Annotated in this window: 20 protein-coding genes; 11 read left to right on the top strand and 9 right to left on the bottom strand. The window is 63.1% G+C overall.

All coding sequences use genetic code 11. From position 1 onward, the window contains the following. Positions 1–26: 26 nt before the first annotated feature. The 4 genes from AC07TV_RS11760 to AC07TV_RS11745 form a co-directional block, all read right to left on the bottom strand. Positions 27–359: a c-type cytochrome gene (locus AC07TV_RS11760; RefSeq protein WP_494648548.1), complete on the bottom strand. Its 333-nt coding sequence runs from the start codon at positions 357–359 to the stop codon at positions 27–29. Positions 360–376: 17 nt separating this feature from the next. Next, positions 377–748 (bottom strand): DUF779 domain-containing protein, encoded by a 372-nt coding sequence (locus AC07TV_RS11755; protein WP_310492684.1) that lies wholly within the window; start codon positions 746–748, stop codon positions 377–379. An 88-nt stretch (positions 749–836) separates the two neighbouring features. After that, positions 837–2,357 carry an acetaldehyde dehydrogenase ExaC gene (gene exaC, locus AC07TV_RS11750; protein ID WP_494648547.1) on the bottom strand — a complete coding sequence of 507 codons (1,521 nt, stop codon included), beginning with the start codon at positions 2,355–2,357 and terminating at the stop codon, positions 837–839. Positions 2,358–2,708: 351 nt separating this feature from the next. Further along, positions 2,709–5,813: a cache domain-containing protein gene (locus tag AC07TV_RS11745; protein WP_494648546.1), complete on the bottom strand. Its 3,105-nt coding sequence runs from the start codon at positions 5,811–5,813 to the stop codon at positions 2,709–2,711. Here AC07TV_RS11745 and AC07TV_RS11740 point away from each other — a divergent pair. Beyond that, positions 5,812–6,069, top strand: coding sequence for a hypothetical protein (locus AC07TV_RS11740; protein WP_494648545.1), 258 nt, complete (start codon positions 5,812–5,814; stop codon positions 6,067–6,069). The two genes, AC07TV_RS11745 and AC07TV_RS11740, sit on opposite strands and share 2 nt — an antisense overlap. Here the strand turns inward: AC07TV_RS11740 and AC07TV_RS11735 are convergent. The 4 genes from AC07TV_RS11735 to AC07TV_RS11720 are packed head-to-tail and all read right to left on the bottom strand — an operon-like array spanning position 6,057 to position 9,328. Beyond that, positions 6,057–6,923 carry a cache domain-containing protein gene (locus tag AC07TV_RS11735; RefSeq protein WP_494648544.1) on the bottom strand — a complete coding sequence of 289 codons (867 nt, stop codon included), beginning with the start codon at positions 6,921–6,923 and terminating at the stop codon, positions 6,057–6,059. The two genes, AC07TV_RS11740 and AC07TV_RS11735, sit on opposite strands and share 13 nt — an antisense overlap. Positions 6,924–6,970: 47 nt before the next feature. Then, complete coding sequence (locus AC07TV_RS11730) at positions 6,971–7,351, bottom strand: c-type cytochrome (protein WP_494648543.1); 381 nt, start codon at positions 7,349–7,351, stop codon at positions 6,971–6,973. A 40-nt stretch (positions 7,352–7,391) separates the two neighbouring features. Beyond that, the gene (locus AC07TV_RS11725; protein ID WP_494648542.1) at positions 7,392–8,039 is read right to left on the bottom strand and encodes a response regulator; all 648 of its coding nucleotides are present in this window, start codon (positions 8,037–8,039) and stop codon (positions 7,392–7,394) included. Further along, the gene (locus AC07TV_RS11720) at positions 8,036–9,328 is read right to left on the bottom strand and encodes a histidine kinase (protein WP_494648541.1); all 1,293 of its coding nucleotides are present in this window, start codon (positions 9,326–9,328) and stop codon (positions 8,036–8,038) included. Before AC07TV_RS11720 ends, AC07TV_RS11725 begins: the two co-directional genes overlap by 4 nt. 204 nt (positions 9,329–9,532) lie before the next feature. On the opposite strand from AC07TV_RS11720, the gene AC07TV_RS11715 reads away from it, so the two are divergent. The 3 genes from AC07TV_RS11715 to AC07TV_RS11705 all read left to right on the top strand — a co-directional run bounded on the left by AC07TV_RS11715 (position 9,533) and on the right by AC07TV_RS11705 (position 12,579). Beyond that, a complete protein-coding gene (locus AC07TV_RS11715) occupies positions 9,533–11,404 on the top strand; it encodes a methanol/ethanol family PQQ-dependent dehydrogenase (RefSeq protein ID WP_494648540.1) in 1,872 nt (623 codons plus the stop codon). Positions 11,405–11,548: 144 nt separating this feature from the next. Beyond that, complete coding sequence (locus AC07TV_RS11710; RefSeq protein WP_494648539.1) at positions 11,549–12,115, top strand: pentapeptide repeat-containing protein; 567 nt, start codon at positions 11,549–11,551, stop codon at positions 12,113–12,115. A gap of 5 nt (positions 12,116–12,120) precedes the next feature. After that, on the top strand, positions 12,121–12,579 hold the full coding sequence (locus AC07TV_RS11705; protein WP_494648538.1) for a c-type cytochrome: 459 nt from the start codon (positions 12,121–12,123) through the stop codon (positions 12,577–12,579). Between the two features lie 110 nt (positions 12,580–12,689). On the opposite strand, the gene AC07TV_RS11700 is transcribed toward AC07TV_RS11705, so the two are convergent. Further along, complete coding sequence (locus tag AC07TV_RS11700; protein ID WP_494648537.1) at positions 12,690–14,471, bottom strand: PQQ-dependent methanol/ethanol family dehydrogenase; 1,782 nt, start codon at positions 14,469–14,471, stop codon at positions 12,690–12,692. 421 nt (positions 14,472–14,892) lie between these two features. Between AC07TV_RS11700 and AC07TV_RS11695 the strand changes: the two genes are divergently transcribed. Genes AC07TV_RS11695 through AC07TV_RS11665 form a run of 7 tightly spaced genes read left to right on the top strand, consistent with a single transcriptional unit; the run spans position 14,893 to position 22,632 of the window. Further along, on the top strand, positions 14,893–15,663 hold the full coding sequence (locus AC07TV_RS11695) for a quinoprotein dehydrogenase-associated SoxYZ-like carrier (RefSeq protein WP_494648536.1): 771 nt from the start codon (positions 14,893–14,895) through the stop codon (positions 15,661–15,663). Next, positions 15,660–16,598: a quinoprotein relay system zinc metallohydrolase 1 gene (locus AC07TV_RS11690; RefSeq protein ID WP_494648535.1), complete on the top strand. Its 939-nt coding sequence runs from the start codon at positions 15,660–15,662 to the stop codon at positions 16,596–16,598. The genes AC07TV_RS11695 and AC07TV_RS11690 overlap by 4 nt, the downstream gene beginning before the upstream one ends. Then, positions 16,595–17,329, top strand: a complete 735-nt coding sequence (locus AC07TV_RS11685) for an energy transducer TonB (RefSeq protein WP_494648534.1) — start codon at positions 16,595–16,597, stop codon at positions 17,327–17,329. Before AC07TV_RS11690 ends, AC07TV_RS11685 begins: the two co-directional genes overlap by 4 nt. Continuing rightward, on the top strand, positions 17,326–19,668 hold the full coding sequence (locus AC07TV_RS11680) for a TonB-dependent receptor (protein ID WP_494648533.1): 2,343 nt from the start codon (positions 17,326–17,328) through the stop codon (positions 19,666–19,668). The genes AC07TV_RS11685 and AC07TV_RS11680 overlap by 4 nt, the downstream gene beginning before the upstream one ends. After that, positions 19,665–21,074, top strand: coding sequence for a HAMP domain-containing sensor histidine kinase (locus AC07TV_RS11675; RefSeq protein WP_494648532.1), 1,410 nt, complete (start codon positions 19,665–19,667; stop codon positions 21,072–21,074). Before AC07TV_RS11680 ends, AC07TV_RS11675 begins: the two co-directional genes overlap by 4 nt. Beyond that, positions 21,071–21,718 carry a response regulator gene (locus AC07TV_RS11670; protein ID WP_494648531.1) on the top strand — a complete coding sequence of 216 codons (648 nt, stop codon included), beginning with the start codon at positions 21,071–21,073 and terminating at the stop codon, positions 21,716–21,718. The genes AC07TV_RS11675 and AC07TV_RS11670 overlap by 4 nt, the downstream gene beginning before the upstream one ends. Further along, positions 21,718–22,632: an alpha/beta fold hydrolase gene (locus AC07TV_RS11665; RefSeq protein WP_494648530.1), complete on the top strand. Its 915-nt coding sequence runs from the start codon at positions 21,718–21,720 to the stop codon at positions 22,630–22,632. Before AC07TV_RS11670 ends, AC07TV_RS11665 begins: the two co-directional genes overlap by 1 nt. The last annotated feature ends 37 nt before the right edge of the window (positions 22,633–22,669 follow it).

The raw sequence follows: 22,669 nt of genomic DNA, 5'->3' as shown, positions 1-22,669 counted from the left end.
CGCCCGAAACCGGGGCGCCGTGTTGCTTATTCCAGTGCCAGAATCCACTGTACGGCGGCCTTGAGGTCGTCGTCGCTGATCTTGTCGGCCGGGTGGGGAATCATCGGGACCTGGCCCCAGTTGCCGGAACCGCCATGACGGACCTTGTCGAAAAGGACAGCGGCAATCTTGGGGTCACCCTTGTATTTGGCGGCGACTTCCTTGTAGGCCGGGCCGACGCGCTTCTGGTCGACGGCATGGCAGGCGACGCAGCGGGCTTTCTTGACGATGGCTTCGCCGTCGGCGGCATGGGCCGGGGCAGCGGAGAACAGGGTGGCTGCGAGCAGAGGCAGCAGGGTAATGCTCAGGTGCTTGTTCATGTGGAAAATTCCTTGAATTAAACGAGGCCAGCTGCCTGCAATTCAGCCCATTCGGCATCGGTGAACAGCCGTGAACGGGTGTGGAAAGCCTTGCCGGTATTGCCTTCAAGCGAGAAGGTGCCACCCGATCCGTCGATCACGTCGATGATCAGTTGCGTGTGCTTCCAGTATTCGTATTGCGAGGCGCCGATGTAGAAAGGCACACCGCCGATGTCGCCGAGATGGACGTCGTAGGGGCCGATGGTGAGGTCGGTGGGCAGGTAGCAGTTGGCGGCACTGTTGTCGCAACAGCCACCGGACTGGTGGAACATGAGTTCCGGGCCGTATTGCTGTTTCAGGAGCGCAATGAGTTCAAGCGTTGCCGGGGTGCAAATGACACGGTCGACCATGATTTTCTCCTAAAAAAGGGGGGGCGGTTGCCCGCCCCCGAAGAGTTGCCCGCAAAACTAAATGCGGCCAGTGGAGGAGATGCCCGGTTTAGAAGAAGCCCAGCTTGCTTTCGCTGTACGAAACGAGCAGGTTCTTCGTCTGTTGATAGTGGTCCAGCATGACCTTGTGGGTTTCGCGGCCGATACCGGATTCCTTGTAGCCGCCGAACGCTGCGTGTGCCGGGTAGGCGTGGTAGCAGTTGGTCCAGACGCGACCGGCCTTGATGGCGCGACCCATGCGGTAGGCGACGTTGCCGTTGCGGCTCCAGACGCCGGCGCCGAGGCCGTAGAGGGTGTCGTTGGCGATGGCCAGGGCTTCAGCTTCGTCTTTGAAGGTGGTCACGGCGAGCACCGGTCCGAAGATTTCTTCCTGGAAGATGCGCATCTTGTTGTGACCCTTGAACAGGGTCGGCTGGATGTAGTAACCGCCGGCCAGGTCGCCTTCGAGGACAGCGCGGGCGCCGCCGATCAGGCATTCAGCGCCTTCCTGCTTGCCGACTTCGAGGTAGGACATGATCTTGGTCATCTGCTCCTGGGAAGCCTGGGCACCCATCATGCAGTCGGTGTCGAGCGGGTTGCCTTGCTTGATGGCAGCAACACGGGCCAACACACGTTCCATGAACTTGTCGTAGATCGATTCCTGGATCAGGGCACGCGACGGGCAGGTACACACTTCGCCCTGGTTGAAGGCGAACAGCACCATGCCTTCGATGGCCTTGTCGAGGAAGCCGTCATCCTTGTCCATGACGTCGGCGAAGAAGATGTTCGGCGACTTGCCGCCCAGTTCCAGCGTAGCCGGGATCAGGTTGTTGGCAGCGGCCTGGGCGATAACGCGGCCGGTGGAGGTGGAGCCGGTGAAGGCGATCTTGGCGATGCGCTTGCTGGTGGCCAGCGGCATGCCGGCTTCGCGACCGAAACCATTGACGATGTTCAGGACGCCCGGCGGCAGCAGGTCGGCGATCAGTTCGGCCAGGATCAGGATGGAGATCGGGGTCGATTCGGCCGGCTTGAGCACGACGCAGTTGCCAGCACCGATGGCCGGGGCCAGTTTCCAGGCGGCCATCAGGATCGGGAAGTTCCAGGGGATGATCTGGCCAACGACGCCGAGCGGCTCGTGGTAGTGATAAGCGACGGTGTTCTCGTCGATGTCGGAGAGGGCGCCTTCCTGGGCACGCAGGCAGCCGGCGAAGTAACGGAAGTGGTCGACGGTGAGCGGGATGTCGGCGTTCAGCGTTTCGCGGATGGCCTTGCCGTTATCGACGGTCTCGGCGTAAGCCAGGATTTCCAGGTTGGCTTCGAGGCGGTCGGCGATCTTCAACAGCAGGTTGGCACGCTCGGCGGCGCCGGTCTTGCCCCAGGCATCGGCGGCAGCGTGAGCGGCGTCGAGCGCCAGCTCGATGTCTTCAGCGGAGGAACGGGCGGCCTTGGTGTAAACCTTGCCGGTGGTCGGGGTGATTACGTCGAAGTACTCACCCTTGACCGGGGCAACCCACTGGCCGCCGATGAAGTTGTTGTACTGGGCCTTGTAGGCAATCTTGGCACCAGCGGCGCCGGGAGCTGCATAAATCATGGTTGTCTCCAGTGTTCTTGAATGAAGTTGCAAATTGGGTAACTCAGGGCTAACTCGAAGCCGGCAGATTCTGTTGATTCCAGACGATGACCTGCCGTGACTCGTGCCATCTAATGTGCATGCCGTGTGCCAGCCATGCCATTTCCACGGTCAACCGGAAAAAATGACTAATTTTCAAATGCTTGTATCGCTTGAGGGGGTGTTCAACAAGGCCTGGAGCAGGCCGTGGTGTGATCAACTGCTCAACAGGTGTTCAGGAATGGAGCAGTCAATTCAAGGGGCGCAAGAACCGAACGGGATTGACCGAGCTATGGGCTCAAGTCAAGCGCCATTCCGATGCCTACTCCCGACTCAGGCCGCGACCGGGTTTGCTGCTGCAGGCTCCGGTTGCCGTTGTGGAATTTCGACACGGAAGCAACTGCCAACGTCGACTTCGCTGCTGACTTCGAGTTTGCCATGGTGTTTCTGGACGATGCTGTAGGCCAGCGAGAGGCCTAGGCCGGTGCCTTGGCCGATGGCCTTGGTGGTGAAGAAGGGGTCGAAAATGCGTTTGAGGTTTTCGGGCGGGATGCCCCGACCGGTATCGGCAATCTCGATCCAGACTGCATCGCTCGTCGTGCCGGTGCGGATGGTGATGGTGCCATGCGTTTCGATGGCCTGTGCTGCATTGACCAGCAGATTCATGAACACCTGATTCAACTGCGAGCCGAGGCATTCGATATCGGGGATGCCGGCGTATTCCTTGATGATATCGGCTTTGAACTTGATTTCGTTCATGGCTATGTTCAGCGTGCTGTCCAGCCCTTGTTCGAGATTGGCTAGGGCCCAGTCCATGCTGTCTATGCGTGAGAAATCCTTGAGGTCCTGGACGATCCTGGTGACCCGGGCGATCCCTTCGCGCGATTCCTTGAGCAGGCCATGGATGTCTTCGCCGAGGAAGTCGAGGTCGGCCTCTGCCTTGCGGGCGGCGATGCTGGCGTTGAACTCGGGATGCCCGGCGAGTAGTGGATCGGCGGCGCTATAGGCGTGGATGACGCCGAGCAGTTCGTCGACATAGTTTTTCAGTGTGCCCAGGTTGGAGTTGACGAAGCCGATCGGGTTGTTGATCTCGTGGGCGACGCCGGCTGCCAGCTGGCCGATGGAGGCCATTTTTTCCGATTGCAGGAGCTGGTTCTGGGCATTTGCCAGTTGTTCGTTGAGGGCGCGTAAATGCTCGTAGTTCTTCTTCAGCTCGTCTTCCTGGCGTTTGCGTTCGCTGATGTCCTCGAGTACGGCGATGTAGTGGCTGATCTTGCCCTCGGCGTTGAACAGCGGCGTCACCATCTGGTTGGCGGTGTACAGGCTGCCGTCCTTGCGCCGGTTGACGATGTCGCCGCGCCAGGTCGCTCCGCCCGAAATGCTCTGCCAGAAATGTCGGAAGAACACTGCATCCTGGGTGCCGGAGTTGAAAAGGGAGGGCGGCTGGCCGTGCAGTTCCTCGTTGGTGTAGCCGGAAAGCAGGGTAAAGGAGCGATTGACCCAGATGATCTTGCCGGCGACATCGGTGATCATCACCGCATTGCCGACTTCGGCCAGGGCCAGATCAAAGAGAGCCAGCCTTTCCTGGCGCAAGGCTGATTCCAGTGTGATGACCAGGCGGTTGGCGCTGGCCAGCAGGCGTTGCTGCAACAGGCTGTCGGTAAACTGGTCGGGTTCCTTGCCATACAGCGCCAGAACACCCCAGCATTCGCCGTGGATATTCAGGGGCAGCAGGATGGCCGTTGCGCAGTCGGTAAGTGCCTCGTTTCTCGCTTTGCAGACCGCGCAACTCTCATTGGTGAGCGACACTACCAGATGTTTTCCGCTGGCAATTACCGAGGCCAACGGCAGGCATGCCAAGGCTTCACTGCCACTGCCGGCAACGTGTTCCATGGCCTTGCTCGTCAGACTCCCTGAAGCCGCGGCCAGGGAAAGCTTGCCATCCTTGCCGGTAACCACGATGCAGGCAGCGTCGAGATTGAAAATAGGCAGAATGCCGTCACAGAAAATCTGGGAGATGGCCATTGAATCGACTCCCCAGCGCATGAGTACCGTGCCCAGTTGCAGGAAGAGGTCCTCATCCATCTTGATACGTTTTTGCTCGGAGACGTCCTTGGCATAGACGGCAACGCTTTCGACGACGCCGTTTTCGTCCTTGACCGGGTACAGGTTGTTGTCAAACCATGTTGAACCCCGCTGGTCCTGGAAGCGGACCACATCCCCGCTGTCGACCGCCGCACGCATCATGTGCCGGCGCGACTTTGCCAGTTCGGGTGGCATGTGATCGAGAAAATTTGTCCTGACCATCTGTTGCGGCGTTTTCCCGAAGCGGCGGGCCGCGAACGTGTTGATCTCGAGAACCGTGGCATCCGGCGCCAGGAGCAGTACCGCTTCATCGGTGGCATCGAGCAAGGCATGCATGCGGTTTTTGCTCTCGCCAATGATCTTCTCGATGCGCCTGCGCTCGACCAGTTCCGCATCCAGCTGTCGATTCACTTCGCTCAGGCTGGCGGTGCGCTTGGCGACTTCCTGTTCCAGTCCTTCCTGATGCGCGAGCAATGCCCTGTCCCGGATCTCTATGTGGTCGAGCATTTCATTGAAATTGGACGCCAGTTCGGATATTTCACTCTTTCCTTGGATGGCCAGGCGTTTGTCGAGTCCGGCCTCGCCTCTCGCAATGGCGTGCATGGTGCGCATTGTGGCCAGCAGCGGCACCGTGATACTGCGAGCAATCAGGCTGGTCAGCAACAACAAGGTGGTGGTGATGCCGAGCAGCAGCAACATGTGCTGCACGGCCCTGGTCTGAATCGCGGCATCGATGTCATCAATGTAGATGCCGGAACCGACGGTCCAGCCCCAAGGGGCAAAACCTTTGACATAGGACAGCTTGGGGAATCTTTCGGGCGTGCTTTTGCCATCCGGAGTGACCTTGGGCCACGGATAGGTGACATAGCCTTGCCCGGTTTGTGCCACCAGTTCGGCGAAGGCCTGCAACAGGTTTTTCTTGCCATCGGTCGGGACAAAAGGTCCTTCCGTGCCGTTGCGCATGCTGGTCACACAGTTGAATTTGTCGTCGAGTAGCAGCTTGCCATCCAGCTCCGGTGAGATCGGATGCATGAGCATCCGCGGTGGAGCCTGATTGTCGTTAAGCCAGAAATAGTCCCGGCCGTTGTAGCGCATGCCCTTGATCGTCTCGATGGCTGCAGCTTGGGCCAATTCCCGGCTCAACTCGCCGTTGCGTTCGAGGTTCTGGTAATGCCCAAGCACGGCATGGGCACTTTCGACCAGTTGCCGGATACTGTCTTCCTTTTCCTGGTGCAGGGTGTCCCTGAGGGTCAGGACATCAAGCGCACCGGTCAGCAGGATACTGCCGACAAAAATGGCAACAATGCCCCAGATCCGGTTGCGGATGCTGAGCCGATTCAATGGCGCAAACATGACGATCTCCCTCTCCACGGACTTCGGCCGGGTATTCATTAAAAGCAATGACATCCCTTCTCTACCGGGTGGACGGCGCGACGCTAAACCATCCTCTGTTTCCAGTATCTACCGTGGCAGGCCAGTCGGCAATTGGGAAATGGACTGGCAACAAAAACCGGCCTCGCGGGCCGGTTTGGGTCATTCCTGCGGTCAACCAGAAATTTTGCCCAATTCTGAAATGCTTGAATTGGGTGCAGCCGCTCAGTCGAGGTAGTAACCGACCCCGAGCAGGCTGTTGTCGACGCGCTGGATGAAGGAGCGCTTGCGCTCGACGGCATTGGTGACCGGATTGCGCCAGACGTAATCGACGACACCGGTGCCCTTGCTTTTCGCCTGGTCGATCATTTCCTGAATCAGCGCGTGGCCTTCGACATCATGGAGAGTACGCGCGTCGGTGCCGGTCCACGCCGGGTTCACGCCGTGCGCCTCGAATTTTCCGCTGTCCAGATTGACCGCAAAGACGTAGAGGTCGTCACGTACGAAAGCCCCTCTGGTGTCGTTGAAAGCTTTGGTGGCGCTGCTCAAGCCATTTTTGATGGCAAAAGCGACGGCCTCGCCGAGCAGCTTCTGGGCATCGATCGCCGTGGCGTGCGGCGAGTAATAGCCGACGCCAAGAATGTAATCGCCTTGACGGTACAGCCAGGCATTCTTGGACTCGACGTGATTGGTTTTGCGATTGAGCCAGACGTAGCGTATGCGCGCCTCGGTCTGCTTGTCGGTGACGGCGATCATGTGGCGGAAGAGCGGCGTGCCGGCGGCATCAACGCTATCGAGCACATTGAGGCCGACCAGCGTGTCGGGCGCCGCGCCGTTGGCGACATAGGTGCCTTTGCGGTCGATCACGTAAACATAGAGATCTTTTTTGACGAAAGCACCCTTGCGGTCGCTGAAGGTCGCCCAGGACTTCTCGGGGCCATTGGCTTGCAGATACTTCACGGCCTGGTCGAAGAGGGCGCGGGCTTCGCGCGGGGTGGCACGGTCACCGGCCAGGGCCGTGCCGCAACAGACGACCAGCAGAAGGCTGGCAAGGTGCACGGCCAGGCGGGCGGCGAGAGAAGGTTTGCTCATGCTCGGAAACTCCGGAAGGTTGGGCCGACAGTGGCGGGCGCTGCCGCTTACTTCAGCGACAGTATCCAGGAAACCAGCTGGCGGGTATCGGCCGGGCTGATGGCGACGGCGTTGGGCGGCATGGCGATGCCGGAAACGCGGTTCTTCCAGTGGCTGGAGTAGGGGTTGGAGCCTTCCTGGACGACGCGGGTCAGGAATTCGGTGGCGCCCGGCTTGCCGCGGTACTGGGCGGCCACATCGATCCAGGCCGGGCCGATCGGCTTCAGGCCGTCAGGGCCCGGTTTGTCCTTTTCGATGCCGTGGCAGGTCGTGCAGCCGCTGCTGAGCGCGAGTTTCTTCATCTCGGCATCGAGCTTGGCGTCGGCCATGGCGGCGGGGGTGATCAGGCTGCAGGCCAGCAAAGCGGCCAGTGTTGAGTGACGGAACATTTCTCTACTCCGGGTTGTTGATTGTTGAAGGGGGCGGTTTTCAGGCGCTGATGGCATGGTTCATATCCACCAGGCCATGCCTTGCGGCCAGGTGGAGCAGTTTGAAGTCGTTGTCGGCATTGAGTTTCTGGCGGATCAGGGTGAGGTAATTCAACACCGTTTTCGGGCTCAGGTGCATGGAACTGGCGATGCAGTTGGCCGATTCACCGTGCGCCAGCATGCGCAGCACCTCGAACTCGCGTGGCGTCAGGTGGGCGAGGGCGCCGTTGCCGTCAAGCGCTTCTTCGGCCAGCACTTGGGCGATTTCCGGCGAAAAGACGCGCTTGCCGGTGGCGACGCGGCGAATGCCGTCGATGACGTCGCCCGGCTCGCTGTATTTGGTCAGGTAGCCGAGGGCGCCGCTGCGCAGGGCTTGGGTGATGTGGCCGGCGCCTTCGTGCATCGAAAGGACGAGAACCTTGAGGCCGGGCTGGCGGGCCAGCATGCGGCGAATGGCTTCGATGCCGCTGCTGCCGCGCAGGCTGAGGTCGACCACGGCGACATCGACGGCGACGCGCATGATCAGCGCATTGGCCTCGTCGGCGCAGGCCGCTTCGCCGACCACCTGCAGGCCGGGCTCGGCGTCGAGCAGGCGGCGATAGCCGGTGCGGACGACGGCGTGGTCATCGACCAGAATGATGCGGATCATCGTTGTTCCTCCTGTCGTTCTTCCTGGCCCATCGGCAAGCGAGCCTGAAGATGCAACCCGATTATTGCGTTGTTTTCCATGTGCAGACTGCCCCCGGCCATTTCCAGCCTTTCCGCCATGCCGAGCAAACCGCCGCGGCGTGCCGGGCCGGCCTCGGGCAGGCCTTTTCCATCGTCCTCCACGCTCAAGTAGAGCGTATTCCGTGCCACCTCAATGCGAATCCGGCAATGCCGCGCTTCGCTATGGCGAACCACATTGGTCAGCCCTTCCTGCACCACGCGGTAGACCACCAGGGCCGTTGCTTCGTCCAGCACGGGTAGTTCCGCCGGCATCTCGAGATCAAACGCGATGCCGCACTCGCGCTGCTGCCAGCTGGTCACCAGTTCGCGCAGGGCGCTGGCCAGGCCGAGCGCATCCAGACCATGCGGGCGCAGGCGCTTGAGCATGGCGCGCAACTGCTCGCCGCTGGTCCGTACGTCGCGCCGTAGATCCTGGGCGCATTCGACGATGTTTGCTGCGTCGAGCCGCGTGGCGTTGCGTTCGAGAAAGGCGGCGGTAACCCCGATGGCGGTCAGCGTTTGCCCCATCTCGTCATGCAATTCCCTTGCCAGAGTGTGGCGTTCCTCTTCCTGCACGGCAATCAGCTGGCGGGCCAGCTGTTGCTGGGCGGCTCGGGAGGCGTCCAGTTTGCTGGCCAGTGCATCAATGGCGCTGGCCACGCGGCGAAATTCGCGCAGGGCAAATGGCGGCATGGCGGCGTCGGGGGCATTGTCGGCCAGCCGCTGCAGCCCGGCCTCCAGCTCACGTACCGGGGTCAGCGCGCGATCGGCCGACCACCAGGCGACGAGCAGAGTTGCTCCAGAATAGAGCAACAGGGTGATGCAAAGTCGAACAGTGTCGCCCAGACGCTCCTCGATTTCCGAGTTCGGGTTGGCGGCGATGGTCAGGGTCTGGTCGCCGAGGCGGATGGTCTGGGCCGGCGTGGCGCTGGTCGCAATGCCGAGCAGGGGGGCGAGCCAGTGCGGTTTTTCCTCGGCTTTGGCTGCCGCGTCATCAAGGTGGATGCTCAGGTGGCGTAGCTGGGCATTTTTGAGCAGGGCTTCCAGCTCGGCCTTGTTGCCGGACTGGGCATCGCCGGCCTTGAGCAGGACCGTGACCAGTTGCTCCGAGGCGGCCACTTCGGCCTGGATGTCGCCGCGCAGCGAGTGAAGGTTGATCAGCGTCGCCATCAGCATCAGTCCGGCGAGCAAGCCGCCGAGCCAGATCACCAGCCGTCTACGCAGATCCATGTCTCCACCTTGTTTTTAGTTGTAGTGACTCCGAGCAGGTTTCATACCGGCTGGATGACGGTCGGGAATTTTTCCCGGTTTGGGGGTGAGCTTGTCCCGAGACTTCGGACAAATCGGCTTTCTATACTGGGCTTGCCCGTCGATCAAGACAGGCCGCCCCGGCCTCTCGGGAAAGCAAAGACACTCTTCAGGAGACGAATAAAAATGGAATTTACACGGTTCAATCCACGTCAGACCATCCTTGCGACGCTGGTCGTGGCCACCTTTTGTGCGCCGGCCATGGCCAGCAAGACGGTGAGTTGGGAAGACATCCTCAACGACGACAAGACGACCAGTGACGTGCTGTCCTACGGGCTTGGCCTGAAAGCCCAGCGCTTCAGCCCGCTGACCAAAATCAACACCAAGAACGTCGATCACCTGGTGCCGGCCTGGAGCTTCTCCTTCGGCGGCGAAAAGCAGCGCGGCCAGGAAGCGCAGGCCCTGGTGCACGACGGCGTGATCTACGTTACCGCCTCGTACTCGCGCATCTTCGCCATCGATGCCCGTACCGGCAAGCGCCTGTGGGAGTACGAAGCCCGCCTGCCGGAAGACATCCGTCCGTGCTGCGACGTGATCAACCGCGGTGCCGCCATCTACGGCGACAAGATCTACTTCGGCACGCTCGACGCCACCGTCGTGGCGCTCAACAAGGACACCGGCAAGGTGGTCTGGAAGAAGAAGTTCGGCGACCACAAGATCGGCTACACGATGACTGGCGCGCCCTTCGTCGTGAAGGACCAGAAGAGCGGCAAGGTGCTGCTGGTGCATGGCTCGTCGGGCGACGAATTCGGCGTCGTCGGCTACCTGTTCGCCCGCGATCCGGATACCGGCGAGGAAGTCTGGGCCCGCCCGATGGTCGAAGGCCACATGGGCCGCCTGAACGGCAAGGACAGCACGCCGACCGGCGACGCCAAGGCGCCGAGCTGGCCGGAAGGTCCGGATGGCAAGAAGGTCGATGCCTGGAATCACGGCGGCGGTGCTCCGTGGCAGACGGCCAGCTACGATGTGGACAAGAACATGGTAGTCATCGGCACCGGCAATCCGGCGCCGTGGAACACCTGGCACCGGACCAAGGAAGGCGACGATCCGCGCAACTGGGACAGCCTGTTTACCTCCGGCCAGGCCTATGTCGATGCCAGCAACGGCGAGCTCAAGGGCTTCTTCCAGCACACCCCGAACGATGCCTGGGACTTCTCCGGCAACAACTCGGTGGTCTTGTTCGAATACAAGGATCCGAAGACCGGCAAGATGGTCAAGGCCTCGGCCCACGCCGACCGCAACGGTTACTTCTTCGTCACCGACCGCGAGAAGCTGACCAACGGCGCCGGCTATCCGAACAAGCCGACTTCGCTGATCGGCGCCTGGCCGTTCGTTGAAGGCATCACCTGGGCGAAGAGCTGGAACCTGCAGACCGGCAAGCCGAACATCGTCGAAGGCCAGCATCCGCCGAAGCCGAAAGCGGGCGCCGACAAGGGCGACTCGATCTTCGTTTCGCCGCCTTTCCTCGGCGGCACCAACTGGATGCCGATGAGCTACAGCCAGCAGACCGAGCTGTTCTACATCCCGGCCAACCACTGGGCGATGGATTACTGGACCGAAAAGCTCACGTACAAGGCCGGCTCCGCCTACCTTGGCCAGGGCTTCCGCATCAAGCGTCTGTTCGACGACCACGTCGGCACCCTGCGCGCCATGGACCCGAAGACCGGCAAGATCGTCTGGGAACACAAGGAGAAATTCCCGCTGTGGGCCGGCACCATGACCACCGCTGGTGGCCTGTTGTTCACCGGCACCTCGGACGGTTACGTGAAAGCCTTCGACGCCAAAAACGGCAAGGAACTGTGGAAGTTCCAGACCGGCTCCGGCGTGGTTTCCGTGCCGATCACCTGGGAAATGGACGGCGAGCAGTTTGTCGGCATCCAGTCCGGTTACGGCGGCGCCGTGCCGTTGTGGGGCGGCGACATGGCCGACCTGACCAAGCAGGTGACGCAGGGTGGCTCGATGTGGGTGTTCAAGCTGCCGAAGTCGCTGAAGAACTGAGCGAGCGTTTCGCTCCGACCGTTCCCGCCGCAGGCCGGATTCCCCCGGCCTGCGGATTGCCCGCAAGCAAGGCTGGGTCAGCGCTGCATGGACGCCGACTCAGCCTGGGAATATTTGGATCGAAGCATCTTTCGAATGACGACAATGCCCAGACATTTCATTTTTGCCCTTTTTTTCGGGTCGACCGTAGCATTGGCCGCCGAACCCTTCGAACCGCTGGTCATCAACGGTTGCGGCATCTGGCCGCATACCCGCTGCCCAGGGGCTGACCTGCGCCACGCCAATCTGGCCGGGCAGAACCTGGCCGGCGCCGATCTGAGTGGCGCCCAGCTGGCGCGGGCTGACCTGCGTGGCGCCAACCTGGCCGGCGCCAACCTCGACGGGGCCGACCTCACAGCCGCCCGCCTCAACAAGGTCAGTGCGCCGACGGCGACCTTTCGCGGCGCCAAAATGGTCGGTGCCGATCTCGAATTCGCCCGCCTGTTTCGCACCGATTTCACCAATGCCGACCTGACCGGCGCCAACCTCGAAGCGGCCAAGGCCAATTTCGCCTGGTTCATCGGCGCCCGGCTCAACAACGCCAACCTCCAGGAGACCAAATTCTTTACCGTCAATTTCCGCAAAGCCGATCTGACCGGCATCTTCCGTCGCTTCGCAGTGTTTCAGGATGCCGATTTCGAGGGCTGCACCAATTGCCCGACCGACTGGTGATGACCATGAAAAAACTGATCCTCATTCTTCTGACGGCGCTGTCTTCCTCGCTCGCCGTGGCCAACGAAGTCGCCGTGGCGCCAGCAGTGTCGCCGGACGGCCTGCCGCCGCTCGGTGCAAGCTGGCTGGCCGAAAACCCCTACCGCGGCAACCCGGTTGCCCTGGCCATCGGCCAACAGGCCTACAACCAGGCCTGCGCCCGCTGCCATGGTGCCGATGCCAGCACCAACGCCGCCCCGGCGCCAGACCTGCGCAATCTCAACCGCTTCTGCAAGCGGATCAGCGACGCCGAACTGAACGCTGCCTGCCTGCGCGACAACGATGCCTACTTCGCCAAAACGGTGCGCAACGGCAAGATCATCGTCGGCGTCACCCACATGCCGCCCTGGCAGGGGGTGCTCAAACAGGAGCTGGCCTGGGCCATCCAGGTCTTCTTCGAGTCGCGGGCCGGAGCAAGCAAGTGATCTTCCACGGTCAACCGGAAATTTTGGCCAAAAATGAAAAACGGCGCGAGGGCCGAAGCCGCCGCGCCGTTTCAATCGGGCGCCGGAGCGCCCGAAGGGGAGAGAATTTATTACTTGTGCAGCTTGAAGACCCAGACCGAACCGCCCTGTTCGAGGAAGTTCACGCGCTTGGCCACGTCGCCGCCCCAGAGCGGAACAGCGCCGCCCCAGCCGGTCGTGACGGCGATCATCTGCTCGCCATCCTGTTCCCAGCTGACCGGCGGTGCAACGATGCCGGTACCGGTCTGGAAGGACCACAGTTCCTTGCCGGTCTTGGCATCAACACCCTTCAGGAAGCCTTCCGGGGTGCCGTAGAAGACGAGGCCGCCAGCGGTGGTCAGGACGCCGCCCCACAACGGAGCGTAGTTCTTGTTTTCCCAGACGATCTTGCCGGTGGCCGGATCGACAGCGCGCAGCACGCCGATATGGTCGTCGTTCAGAGCCTTGATGGTGAAGCCGGCGCCGAGGTAAGCAGCACCCTTCTTGTAGGAAACCGGTTCGTTCCAGATGTCCATTGACCACTCGTTGGCCGGCACGTAGAACAGGCCGGTCTGCGGGCTGTAGGCCATCTGCTGCTGGTTCTTGCCGCCAAGGAAGGACGGTGCCGAGAAGACGACCTTGCCCTTCTTGCCGTCAGCACCTTGCGTCGGGTCGCCCGGACGGCCTTCTTCGATGTAGTTCGGACGGCCGGTTTCGAGGTTGTAGCCGGTTGCCCAGGTGATCTTCTTGACGAACGGGAAGGCGTTGAGCAGCTTGCCGTTGGTGCGGTCGTTCACGAAGAAGAAACCGTTACGGTCGGCCTTGCCGCCGGCCTTGACCATCTTGCCCGTCTTCGGGTCCTTGTAGTCGAAGGAAACGAATTCGTTTACACCGTCAAAGTCCCAGCCGTCGTGCGGGGTGTTCTGGTAATGCCAGGCGATCTTGCCGGTGTCGGCGTCGATGGCGACGGTGGACGACGAGAACAGGTTGTCGCCCGGACGCAGGTGGCTGTTCCACGGTGCCGGGTTGCCGGTACCGGCGAAGATCAGGTTGGTTTCCGGATCGTAGGTAGCGCCGTTCCAGGTGGCGGCGCCGCCGGTTTGCCAGAGGTCGCCGGTCCAGGTGGCGTTGAGGGTGCCGGAGATGCCGTTTTCGATCTTCTCGCCAGCAGCATTGAAGCTGTAACCCATGTGACCTTCAACGGTCGGACGGGTCCACAGCAGCTTGCCGGTCTTCGGATCGCGGGCGTCGATGCGGCCGACAACGCCGAATTCACCACCGGAAACGCCGGTGATCAGCTTGCCCTTGGCGATGATCGGGGCGGCGGTAGCGGAGTAGCCGGCAGCGTAGTCACCGAGCTTTTCCTTCCAGACGACCTTGCCGGTGTCCTGGTTGAGGGCAACCAGTTGGGCATCCAGCGTCGCGAAGATGACCAGGTTGTCGTAGAGAGCAGCGCCGCGGTTGATCACGTCACAGCACGGCATGATGCCGTCCGGGAGACGATGCTCGTACTTCCACAGCTTCTTGCCGGATTTGGCATCGACAGCGAAGAGGCGGCTGTAGGAAGCGGTGACGAACATCTTGCCATTGCTGATGACCGGCTGCGATTCCTGGCCGCGCTGCTTCTCGCCACCGAAGGACATCGACCAGGCCGGGACCAGATTCTTGACGGTCTTGGCGTTGATCTGGGTAGACGGGCTGAAACGTTGACCCTGGGTGCCGAGGCCGAAGCTGACGACGTCGCCGGGGGTCTTGGCATCGTTGAGGATGTCGGCGTCAGTGACGCCGGCGCTGGCCGGACTGCCGGCAAAAGCGGCGGCCGTCAGAAGCGCGAGGGTAACGACTCTCCGCTTGAAAGGGGTATGACTATGCATGGATTGTCTCCTTGATTATCCGATGGTTCCAACGCGGAAAACCGTGCTGAACACGGTCCGGCCGCGTGGAATGACATGCTGGCGAGCCACCTCCATTCCCTGAACCGGCTCGCTGGCAGGGGACACAATCTGCAAGGGCTGTGCCAAGCCACGTCAAAATGCCCGGCGCTCCTGTTGGCGGGGCTGAAGCCGCGTTCGGCGCGGCTATTCGTGTCGCCGGGAGGTGATTCAGTTGTCTGTTCCAATTGTCACCACCTGCTCCAAAGTTGCACACCCGGGTTGTTCAGAGGCCGTGACAGTGTCCGGCACTACGGCGCCGTTGCCGGCCAGATCAGGGATTCGCCAAAACCAGCGGTTCTTGGCACGCGCTTTGCACACGAGTCTGCACAAAGAGCCCACAGGGCAAAAGGAGCGAGACACGATGAAATACCCACTGACCATTGCGGCGATTGCCCTGGCGGCGCTGATGCCTCCGGCCGAGGCTGCCGCCTTGCGTGAGAACGGCGATCCGCTCGCCTCGGCACGCTGGTCGGAAATGCAGAAAGCTTTCTTGGCCGGGGCCCCCGTGCTCTTTGATCCGCGTGTCAAGGTGGTTGCCCCATCGACGGCCGAAAACCCGATGCAGGTGCCGGTCACTGTCGATGCCACGGCACTGGCTGGTGTGGTCGAAGTCGTCGTCTTCGCCGACTTCAATCCCATCGTCCAGGTGCTGCGTTTTTTCCCCGAAGATGCGCCGGCTTTCCTCGGTTTTCGCGTCAAGCTCCAGCAGTCGACGCCGGTCCGTGCCGCGGTGCGCACCGCCGATGGCGTCTGGCATGTCGGCGGCACCTGGGTAAACACCGTTGGCGGCGGCTGCACGGCGCCGTCAGCAGCGGGTGGTTCGAAGGAATGGCAGCAGCGCCTCAATGAAGTGAGCGGCCGCCAGTGGAGCGAAGGCCCGAACGCCGGCCGGCTGCGCATGCGCATCGTGCATCCCATGGACACCGGCCTGGTCGCCGGCACGCCGGCTTTCTTCCTCGAAGAAATCAACTTTGCCGACGCCGCCGGCAAGCGCCTGATGCGCGTCCAGACCTACGAGCCGGTCAGCGAAAATCCGGTATTCACCTTGCAACGAACCAGCGCCGACGGCCCGGTCGAGGCAACTGGTCGCGACAACAACGGCAACGCTTTCAAGGCGAGGATAGCCCAGTGAAACGGCTGCTCTGTGCGCTACTGATGCTGTTTGCCGGCCAGCTCGGGGCGGTCGACTTCGACTACCGGCTGTCGGCCGTGCAGCTTGCCACGGATGTCTACGCCTTCATCGGTAAAACCGAGGATTTCACCACCGACAACGGCGGCAACATCGTCAACACCGCCTTCATCGTCGCCCCGCAGGGCGTCATCGTCATCGACACGGGGCCGTCGCTGCGCTACGGCCAGCAGATGCGCCGGGCGATTGCCGCGATCACCGCCAAGCCCATCGCGCTGGTCATCAACACTCACCATCATCCCGACCACTTTCTCGGCAATCAGGCATTCGCCGATGTGCCGATTGCTGCGCTGGCCGAAACGCGCAACGGCATCGCCGCCGATGGCAATGCTTTCGCCGAAAACCTCTTCCGCATGAGCGGCGACTGGATGAAGGGCACCGAAGTCCAGCTGCCCGGCAAGACGCTGAATGCCGGCGTTGTCGACGTCGCCGGGCGCAGCCTGCGTCTTGTTGCCCTCGACGGTCATACCGGCGCCGACCTAGTCATTGTCGATGCAACGAGCGGTGTCGTCTTTGCCGGCGACCTCGCCTTCAACGGCCGCGCGCCGACCACGCCGCACGCCGACGTCGCGCACTGGCTCAAGGCGCTCGATCAGCTCGAAGCGCTGACCCGCGAAGCTGGCTTCAAGGTCTTGCTGCCCGGCCACGGCGCGCCGACCGGCGATGCCGCCCCGATTCGCCAGACCCGCGCCTGGCTGACCTGGCTGAGCGCCGCCATGCGCGACGCGGCGAAAGCCGGGCTGGACATGAACGACGTGCTGGCCCGCCCGCTACCGGCCGAGTTCGCCAATCTGCCGGTGGCGGCCAGCGAATATCGCCGCTCGGTCGGCCATCTCTTTCCGGCCGCCGAGCGGGAAGCGCTGGGGGCGAAACCGTGATCACCGCGGCCAACATCGAGGTACCGGTGATTCCCACGGTCAACCGGAAATTCTGGGCAATTCTGGCGTTGTCCATGCTGCTCCACGCCTCGCTGTTTGCCCTGACCTCGTGGCAACGCGAGAATGGCCCGATCAGCCTGCCGCCCATTTTTGCCTCGATCCGCCTGATCGCGGTTACCGAATCCGGACCTGTTGCCGAAGTCGCCCCGGCGCCGGCAGCCGTCCCCCAGAAGGCCCGGCAGGAAGCAAGTCGTTCGGAGCGGCCGGCTCCGCGAACGACGCAGACTGCCGGGCCGGCCAACGTGCCGGCCCCCGCGCCATCGTCGTCATCGGCGATGGCTGCCGAAAGCGCCGCGCCAGCAGTTGCCGCTCCGGTTGCCGAAGCCGCCCGGCCGGCCCCGGCCATCGCCCCGCAACGCCCGCAGAGCGAAGTCCTCGACGGCTATCGCCAGCGCCTCGGCGAACTCTTCGCCCGCCATCAGGAATACCCGCGCGTCGCCGCCATGCGCGGCTGGGAGGGCGAAGTCCGCCTGCGCCTGAAAGTCGCCCGCAAGGGCAATCTGCTCGGCGTCGTGCTAGACCGTTCGAGCGGCTTCGCGGTCCTCGACCAGCACGCGCTGGCCATGCTCGAAGCCTTGGCCAGCCTGCCGCCGCTACCCGAGGCGCTGGAAGCCAACGAAATTCAAGTCGTCGTACCGATCAACTACAAACTCAAGAAAACAACATCATGAGACAAATCCCGCAACGTTCGCTGCTCGCCATCGCCATCTCCGCTGCCTTCGCCCCGGCCTTCGCCGCCGAGGCTGTCGTCACCACGGCCACCGTCGAAGTCGTCGGCACGACGCCGCTATCCGGTATCGGCGTGCCGCGCCTGCACCTGCCGGCCAACGTCCAGTCGCTCGACGACAGCCGGCTCGACGAAATCGAAAGCCAGAACATCGCCGAGCAACTGCTTCGCCAGGTGCCGGCCGTCACCGTCAATGAAGTCACCGGCAACCCCTACCAGGCCGATCTCAACTACCGCGGCTTTACCGCCTCGCCGCTGCTCGGCACGGCCCAGGGGCTTTCGGTCTACGTCGATGGCGTGCGAGTCAATGAGCCTTTCGGCGACACGGTCAACTGGGATCTGATCCCCAATTCGGCGATTGCCGGCATCGACCTGATTCCCGGTTCAAACCCGGCTTTTGGCCTCAACACCCTGGGCGGCGCGCTGGCCATCCGGACCAAGAGCGGCTTCTCGCACCCGGGCGGCAAGATCGAGCTTTCCGGCGGCAGTTTCAACCGTACCAACACCGAACTGGAGTATGGCGGCAACAACGGCACCTTCGGCTGGTACGGCGCCGGCGACTGGTTTCGCGAAGACGGCTGGCGCGATCATTCGCCGTCCGACGTCAAACAGTTCTTCGGCAAGCTGTCCTTCCGCAACGCCGCCGGCGAGGCCGACCTGACGTTGACCAAGGCGCGCAGCCGGCTGATCGGCAACGGGCTGCTGCCGCAATCGATGCTCGCCGAGCGCCGCGAAGCGATCTTCACGCACCCCGACGAGACGCGCAACGACATGACCCAGCTCGCCCTCAACGGCAAGCTCTGGCTCAGCGACACGCAGAGCCTGAGCGGCAGCGTCTATCACCGGCGGACCAAGACGCGCACGCTCAACGGCGACATGAACGACGACTACGAGACCGACTACGAGGACTGGGTTGACGGCGGCAATGTCGGCCCGGCACCCGACGAAACCGGCGCCAACAACCGGACGCGGACGACCCAGCGCAGCACGGGCCTCGCCGCCCAGTGGAACTTCAGCGGCAAGCAGCACCAGCTCGCCGTCGGCGCCTCCTACGACCAGGCCCGCATCAACTTCCAGCAGACGCAGGAACTGGGCGATCTCGACGCCACGCGTGGCGTGACCAATCTGTCGCCGGTTGTCGTCGAAAACCAGATCAACGGCAAGACCAGCACGGCCAGCCTGTTCGTCACCGACACCTTCTCGCTGCAGCCGAACCTGCACCTGACCGCCTCGGCGCGCTACAACATGAGCCACGTCACGACCTTCGACGAACTCAACCGGACGGCGCCCAACCTCGACGGCGACCACAAATACCGCAAGCTCAACCCGGCCATCGGCCTCTCCTGGCAGATCGTCCCGACGCTCAACGCCTACGCCGGCTTCAGCCAGGGCAACCGCGTGCCGACGCCGATCGAACTCGGCTGCGCCGACCCGGCCAACCCGTGCACGCTGCCCAATTCGATGGCCGCCGACCCGTATCTGAAGCAGGTCGTCGCCCGCACCCTCGAAGCCGGTCTGCGCGGCAAGCTGGCCGGCGAATTGTTGGGAGATGCGAACTGGAACGCCGGCCTGTTCCGCACCATGAGCAGCGACGACATCCTGTTCGTCGGCACCTCGACCAGCGCCGGCTATTTCACCAACTACGGCAAGACCTTGCGTCAGGGCCTCGAACTCGGCCTCAACGGCAACCTGCATCGCGTCGACTGGTACGCCAACTACACCTGGCTGCAGGCCACTTTCCGTTCTGACGCCTGCATCCTGGCCGAAAACAACAGCACGCGCGGCACGGCGGCGGAATGTACCGGCGGTGGCCAGGACGACGAGATTTTCGTCAAGAAGGGCAACCGCATTCCCGGCCTGCCGCAGCACAGCCTCAAGCTCGGCCTCGCCTGGCGCGCCACCGACTGGCTGCGCATCGGCGGCGACGTCCAGGCTTTCTCTGGCCAGTATGTGCGTGGTAACGAGAACAACCAGCACCAGAGCGGCACTGCCACCGATGCCCTGGGCAGCACGCGCACCTTCGACGGCCCGGGCAAGGTTCCCGGCTACGCCATCCTCAACCTCAACGCCGAGGCCAGGCTGGGTGGCGGCTGGCAGATGTTCGCCAAGGTCAACAACGTCTTCGACAAGCACTACGCCACAGCCGGCGCCCTGGCCGAAAACCCCTTTGTCGGCGGCAGCCTGCAGACCAATCCTGACGACTGGCGTCGCGAAACCTTCGTCGCGCCGGGCGCTCCGCGTTCTGCCTGGCTCGGCGTGCGTTACGTGTTTGGCGGCAAATGACCTTTCATTTTTGGCCGATTTTTCCGGTTGACCGCAGCAAATTGCGGCTCAGCCTGCACACCCGTGTCGGCCTCGTTCTTACCGCGCTGGCGGCCAGCCTCCTCATCGTCCTCGCCGGCTTGTGGTTGCACGGCACGCGTAACGCCATTCACGAAGAGGTCGAGGCTGCATCGCGCGTTTCCGAGCAATGGCTCAAAGCCGTGCTTGGCGAAATGAACGACGTGCCGGCCGCGACGCGCGGCGAACGGCTGCTCGGCGTTGCGCGCGCCATCGGTCGGGTGCGCGCCAATGAACTGGAAATCCGCACGGCTGTTGGCGAGACCATCTATCGCTCGCCGGCCCCCAGTTACAAGGCCGGGCGCCAGGTGCCGGGCTGGTTTTCCGGCTTGCTGGCCAGTCAATATCCGGCTCGTACGCTGATCATGGAGGGCTATACCTTGACGCTGCATCCTGATGATTCGCGCGCCATTCTCGACGCCTGGGACGATCTGGCCGCCATGGCCGGCTGGGCGCTGGCCTTGCTTGTTCTGCTCTTCGTGGCGACACGCACGGCGCTGGGCCGGGCCCTGCGCCCGCTCGCCCAGATCATGCGCGCCCTCGACCGTACCGGGCGCGGCCGTTTCGACACCCGCCTGCCGGTTTTTGCGACGCCGGAACTCGGCCGCATCTCGCGCGCCTTCAACGGCATGGCCGACCGGCTGGGCGAAGCGGTTGACGAGAATGTCCGCCTTGAAAGCGCCCGTGAAGTCGACCGCCAGATGCATGACCGCCTCGAAGAGGAGCGCCGCGTCATCGCCCGCGAACTGCACGACGAACTGGCCCAGGGCATCACCGCCGTCCGCGCCTTGGCCGGCGCCATCGTCCAGCGCACCGGCGATGCGCCGTCGCTGCATATTCCGGCCCGGGGTATCGTTGCCGTCACCGGCGAAATGCAGGATGGCGTGCGCAATATCCTGCATCGCCTGCGTCCGGCTGCCGGCAACGGTCTGGCCGCCACGCTCGAACGCCAGCTGGCCGGCTGGCAGGTGCAGCACCCGGAAATCACCGTAAACAGCCATCTCGCCATCGGCTCGCAAACGGTGGCCGATGATCTGGCCATGGCCGTTGTCCGCATCGTGCAGGAAGGCCTGACCAATGTCGTGCGCCACGCCGACGCCACGCAGGTCGAGCTGGCGATCAGCCGCGTCGCCGGCTGGCTGCAACTGACCCTGGCCGACAACGGTCGTGGCCGTACCGGCCAGCCCTCGGCACAAGCCGGCTGCGGACTCGGCCTGGCCGGTATGGGCGAACGCATTGCCGAACTGGGTGGCCATCTGCAATTCGAACAACCGGCCGGCGGCGGCTTCCGCATCTTCGCCCGCCTGCCCGACGCCAGCGCGCAACACTCCCCGGAGGAATTCGCATGAACAACGCACTGCAAGGTCAGCGCATCCTGCTCGCCGACGACCACGCGATGGTTCGTCTCGGCTTCCGTTGCCTGCTCGAAGGGGCTGGCGCCATCGTGGTCGGCGAGGCGGAAAACGGCGAAAGTGCCGTTCGTCTCTACGCCGAACTCAACCCGGATGTCGTCGTGATGGACGTCTCGATGCCCGGCATCGGCGGCCTGGCGGCGCTCGAACGGTTGCTGGCCTGGGATGCCAAGGCCAAAGTGCTGATGCTCTCGGCTCACAACGACGACATCGTGCCGGTCCGCGCCCTGCGTCTCGGCGCCCGCGGCTACCTGTGCAAACGGGCGGCGCCCGAGGAGTTCCTGCGCGCCGTCGGCCAGGTGGCGAGCGACCGTCGCTATCTCGACCCGGAATTGGCGCAAGCCGTCGCGCTGGCCCAGTTGTCCGGCTCGGCCAACCCGGTCGATACGCTGACCGAAAAGGAACTGGCCGTCTTCATGAAGCTGGCCGAAGGTCGTTCGGTCAATGATGTGGCCGACGATTTCTGCCTGAGTCCGAGCACGGTCGGCACCCATCTTTATCACATCAAGCAGAAGCTCAACGTGCAGAATGCCGCCGAGCTGACGCTGGTCGCCGTGCGCAACGGCCTGATCGAGGCCTGATGTCGGTCGATCATCTCTTCCCCGAGTGCCGGCCGCGCTGCGTCCGGCAGATGGCGGTTGGCGACGGCCATATCCTGCATGTCGAGGAATGCGGCCCGTTCGACGGTATCCCTGTCCTCTTCCTGCACGGCGGGCCGGGTGGCGGTTGCCTGACAGAACATCGCCGGCTGTTTGACCCCAACATTTTTCGCGTCGTCCTGATCGACCAGCGCGGCGCCGGGCGCAGCCTGCCGAGCGGTGAACTGGGGGCGAACACGACGCTCGATCTGGTCGCCGATCTCGACTACGTGCGCGAGGCGCTCGGCATTTCCGGCTGGATCGTTTTTGGCGGTTCGTGGGGCAGCTTGTTGGCGCTGGCCTATGCCCAGATTTATCCCGAAAGCGTGCATGGCCTGGTCTTGCACGGCATCTTTCTCGGTTCGCACGATGAAATCGTCGCCTATGCGCGCGGCCTGGGCGGGCTGTTGCCGCCATCCGAGCAAGCCCATCCGCTCACCTCGTTTGCCCGGCGCATTCTCGGCGATGATCCGGATGCGGCGGCGCAGGCGGCGCGGCTGTGGCTGAACTATCAGCGCGAGCTGGTTGGCAAGGCGCCGCTCGACGGGGAGCTCGATGCGATCCAGCTGGCCCGGGCGCGTATCCAGATGCATTACCTGACGCGCGACTGCTTTCTTGTTCCCGGCCAATTGCTGGCTGGCATCTCCCGCATCCACCATCTGCCAGCCGTCATCGTTCAGGGAATGGCCGACCCGGTCTGTCCGCCGATCGCGGCAGAAACCCTGCATCGAGCCTGGCCCGAGGCGACCTGGGTGCCGGTGGCGAGCGCCGGCCACGATGCGCTGTCGCCGGCCATGGCCCGCGCCTGCATCAAGGCGCTGGGCTGGATGGTGGAGTGTGCTGAAGATTTTGACTGAGTTGGTTGGTCACGGCAGGCGATTTGCCCCGATTTTC

The organism is Azonexus sp. GW821-FHT04F04 (assembly GCF_059420025.1).
The sequence above is the reverse complement of the archived record's forward strand: the minus strand, read 5'-3'. Positions and strand labels throughout refer to the sequence as shown.

Bases quoted from the DNA above. Each gene is read 5' to 3' on its own strand.
- AC07TV_RS11740 (WP_494648545.1), top strand. From the start codon at position 5,812: ATGACGATCTCCCTCTCCACGGACTTCGGCCGGGTATTCATTAAAAGC.
- AC07TV_RS11725 (WP_494648542.1), bottom strand. From the start codon at position 8,039: ATGATCCGCATCATTCTGGTCGATGACCACGCCGTCGTCCGCACCGGC.
- AC07TV_RS11700 (WP_494648537.1), bottom strand. From the start codon at position 14,471: ATGCATAGTCATACCCCTTTCAAGCGGAGAGTCGTTACCCTCGCGCTT.
- AC07TV_RS11705 (WP_494648538.1), top strand. From the start codon at position 12,121: ATGAAAAAACTGATCCTCATTCTTCTGACGGCGCTGTCTTCCTCGCTC.
- AC07TV_RS11675 (WP_494648532.1), top strand. From the start codon at position 19,665: ATGACCTTTCATTTTTGGCCGATTTTTCCGGTTGACCGCAGCAAATTG.
- exaC (WP_494648547.1), bottom strand. From the start codon at position 2,357: ATGATTTATGCAGCTCCCGGCGCCGCTGGTGCCAAGATTGCCTACAAG.
- AC07TV_RS11755 (WP_310492684.1), bottom strand. From the start codon at position 748: ATGGTCGACCGTGTCATTTGCACCCCGGCAACGCTTGAACTCATTGCG.
- AC07TV_RS11730 (WP_494648543.1), bottom strand. From the start codon at position 7,351: ATGTTCCGTCACTCAACACTGGCCGCTTTGCTGGCCTGCAGCCTGATC.
- AC07TV_RS11670 (WP_494648531.1), top strand. From the start codon at position 21,071: ATGAACAACGCACTGCAAGGTCAGCGCATCCTGCTCGCCGACGACCAC.
- AC07TV_RS11680 (WP_494648533.1), top strand. From the start codon at position 17,326: ATGAGACAAATCCCGCAACGTTCGCTGCTCGCCATCGCCATCTCCGCT.
- AC07TV_RS11745 (WP_494648546.1), bottom strand. From the start codon at position 5,813: ATGTTTGCGCCATTGAATCGGCTCAGCATCCGCAACCGGATCTGGGGC.
- AC07TV_RS11710 (WP_494648539.1), top strand. From the start codon at position 11,549: ATGCCCAGACATTTCATTTTTGCCCTTTTTTTCGGGTCGACCGTAGCA.
- AC07TV_RS11760 (WP_494648548.1), bottom strand. From the start codon at position 359: ATGAACAAGCACCTGAGCATTACCCTGCTGCCTCTGCTCGCAGCCACC.
- AC07TV_RS11695 (WP_494648536.1), top strand. From the start codon at position 14,893: ATGAAATACCCACTGACCATTGCGGCGATTGCCCTGGCGGCGCTGATG.
- AC07TV_RS11720 (WP_494648541.1), bottom strand. From the start codon at position 9,328: ATGGATCTGCGTAGACGGCTGGTGATCTGGCTCGGCGGCTTGCTCGCC.
- AC07TV_RS11735 (WP_494648544.1), bottom strand. From the start codon at position 6,923: ATGAGCAAACCTTCTCTCGCCGCCCGCCTGGCCGTGCACCTTGCCAGC.
- AC07TV_RS11665 (WP_494648530.1), top strand. From the start codon at position 21,718: ATGTCGGTCGATCATCTCTTCCCCGAGTGCCGGCCGCGCTGCGTCCGG.
- AC07TV_RS11715 (WP_494648540.1), top strand. From the start codon at position 9,533: ATGGAATTTACACGGTTCAATCCACGTCAGACCATCCTTGCGACGCTG.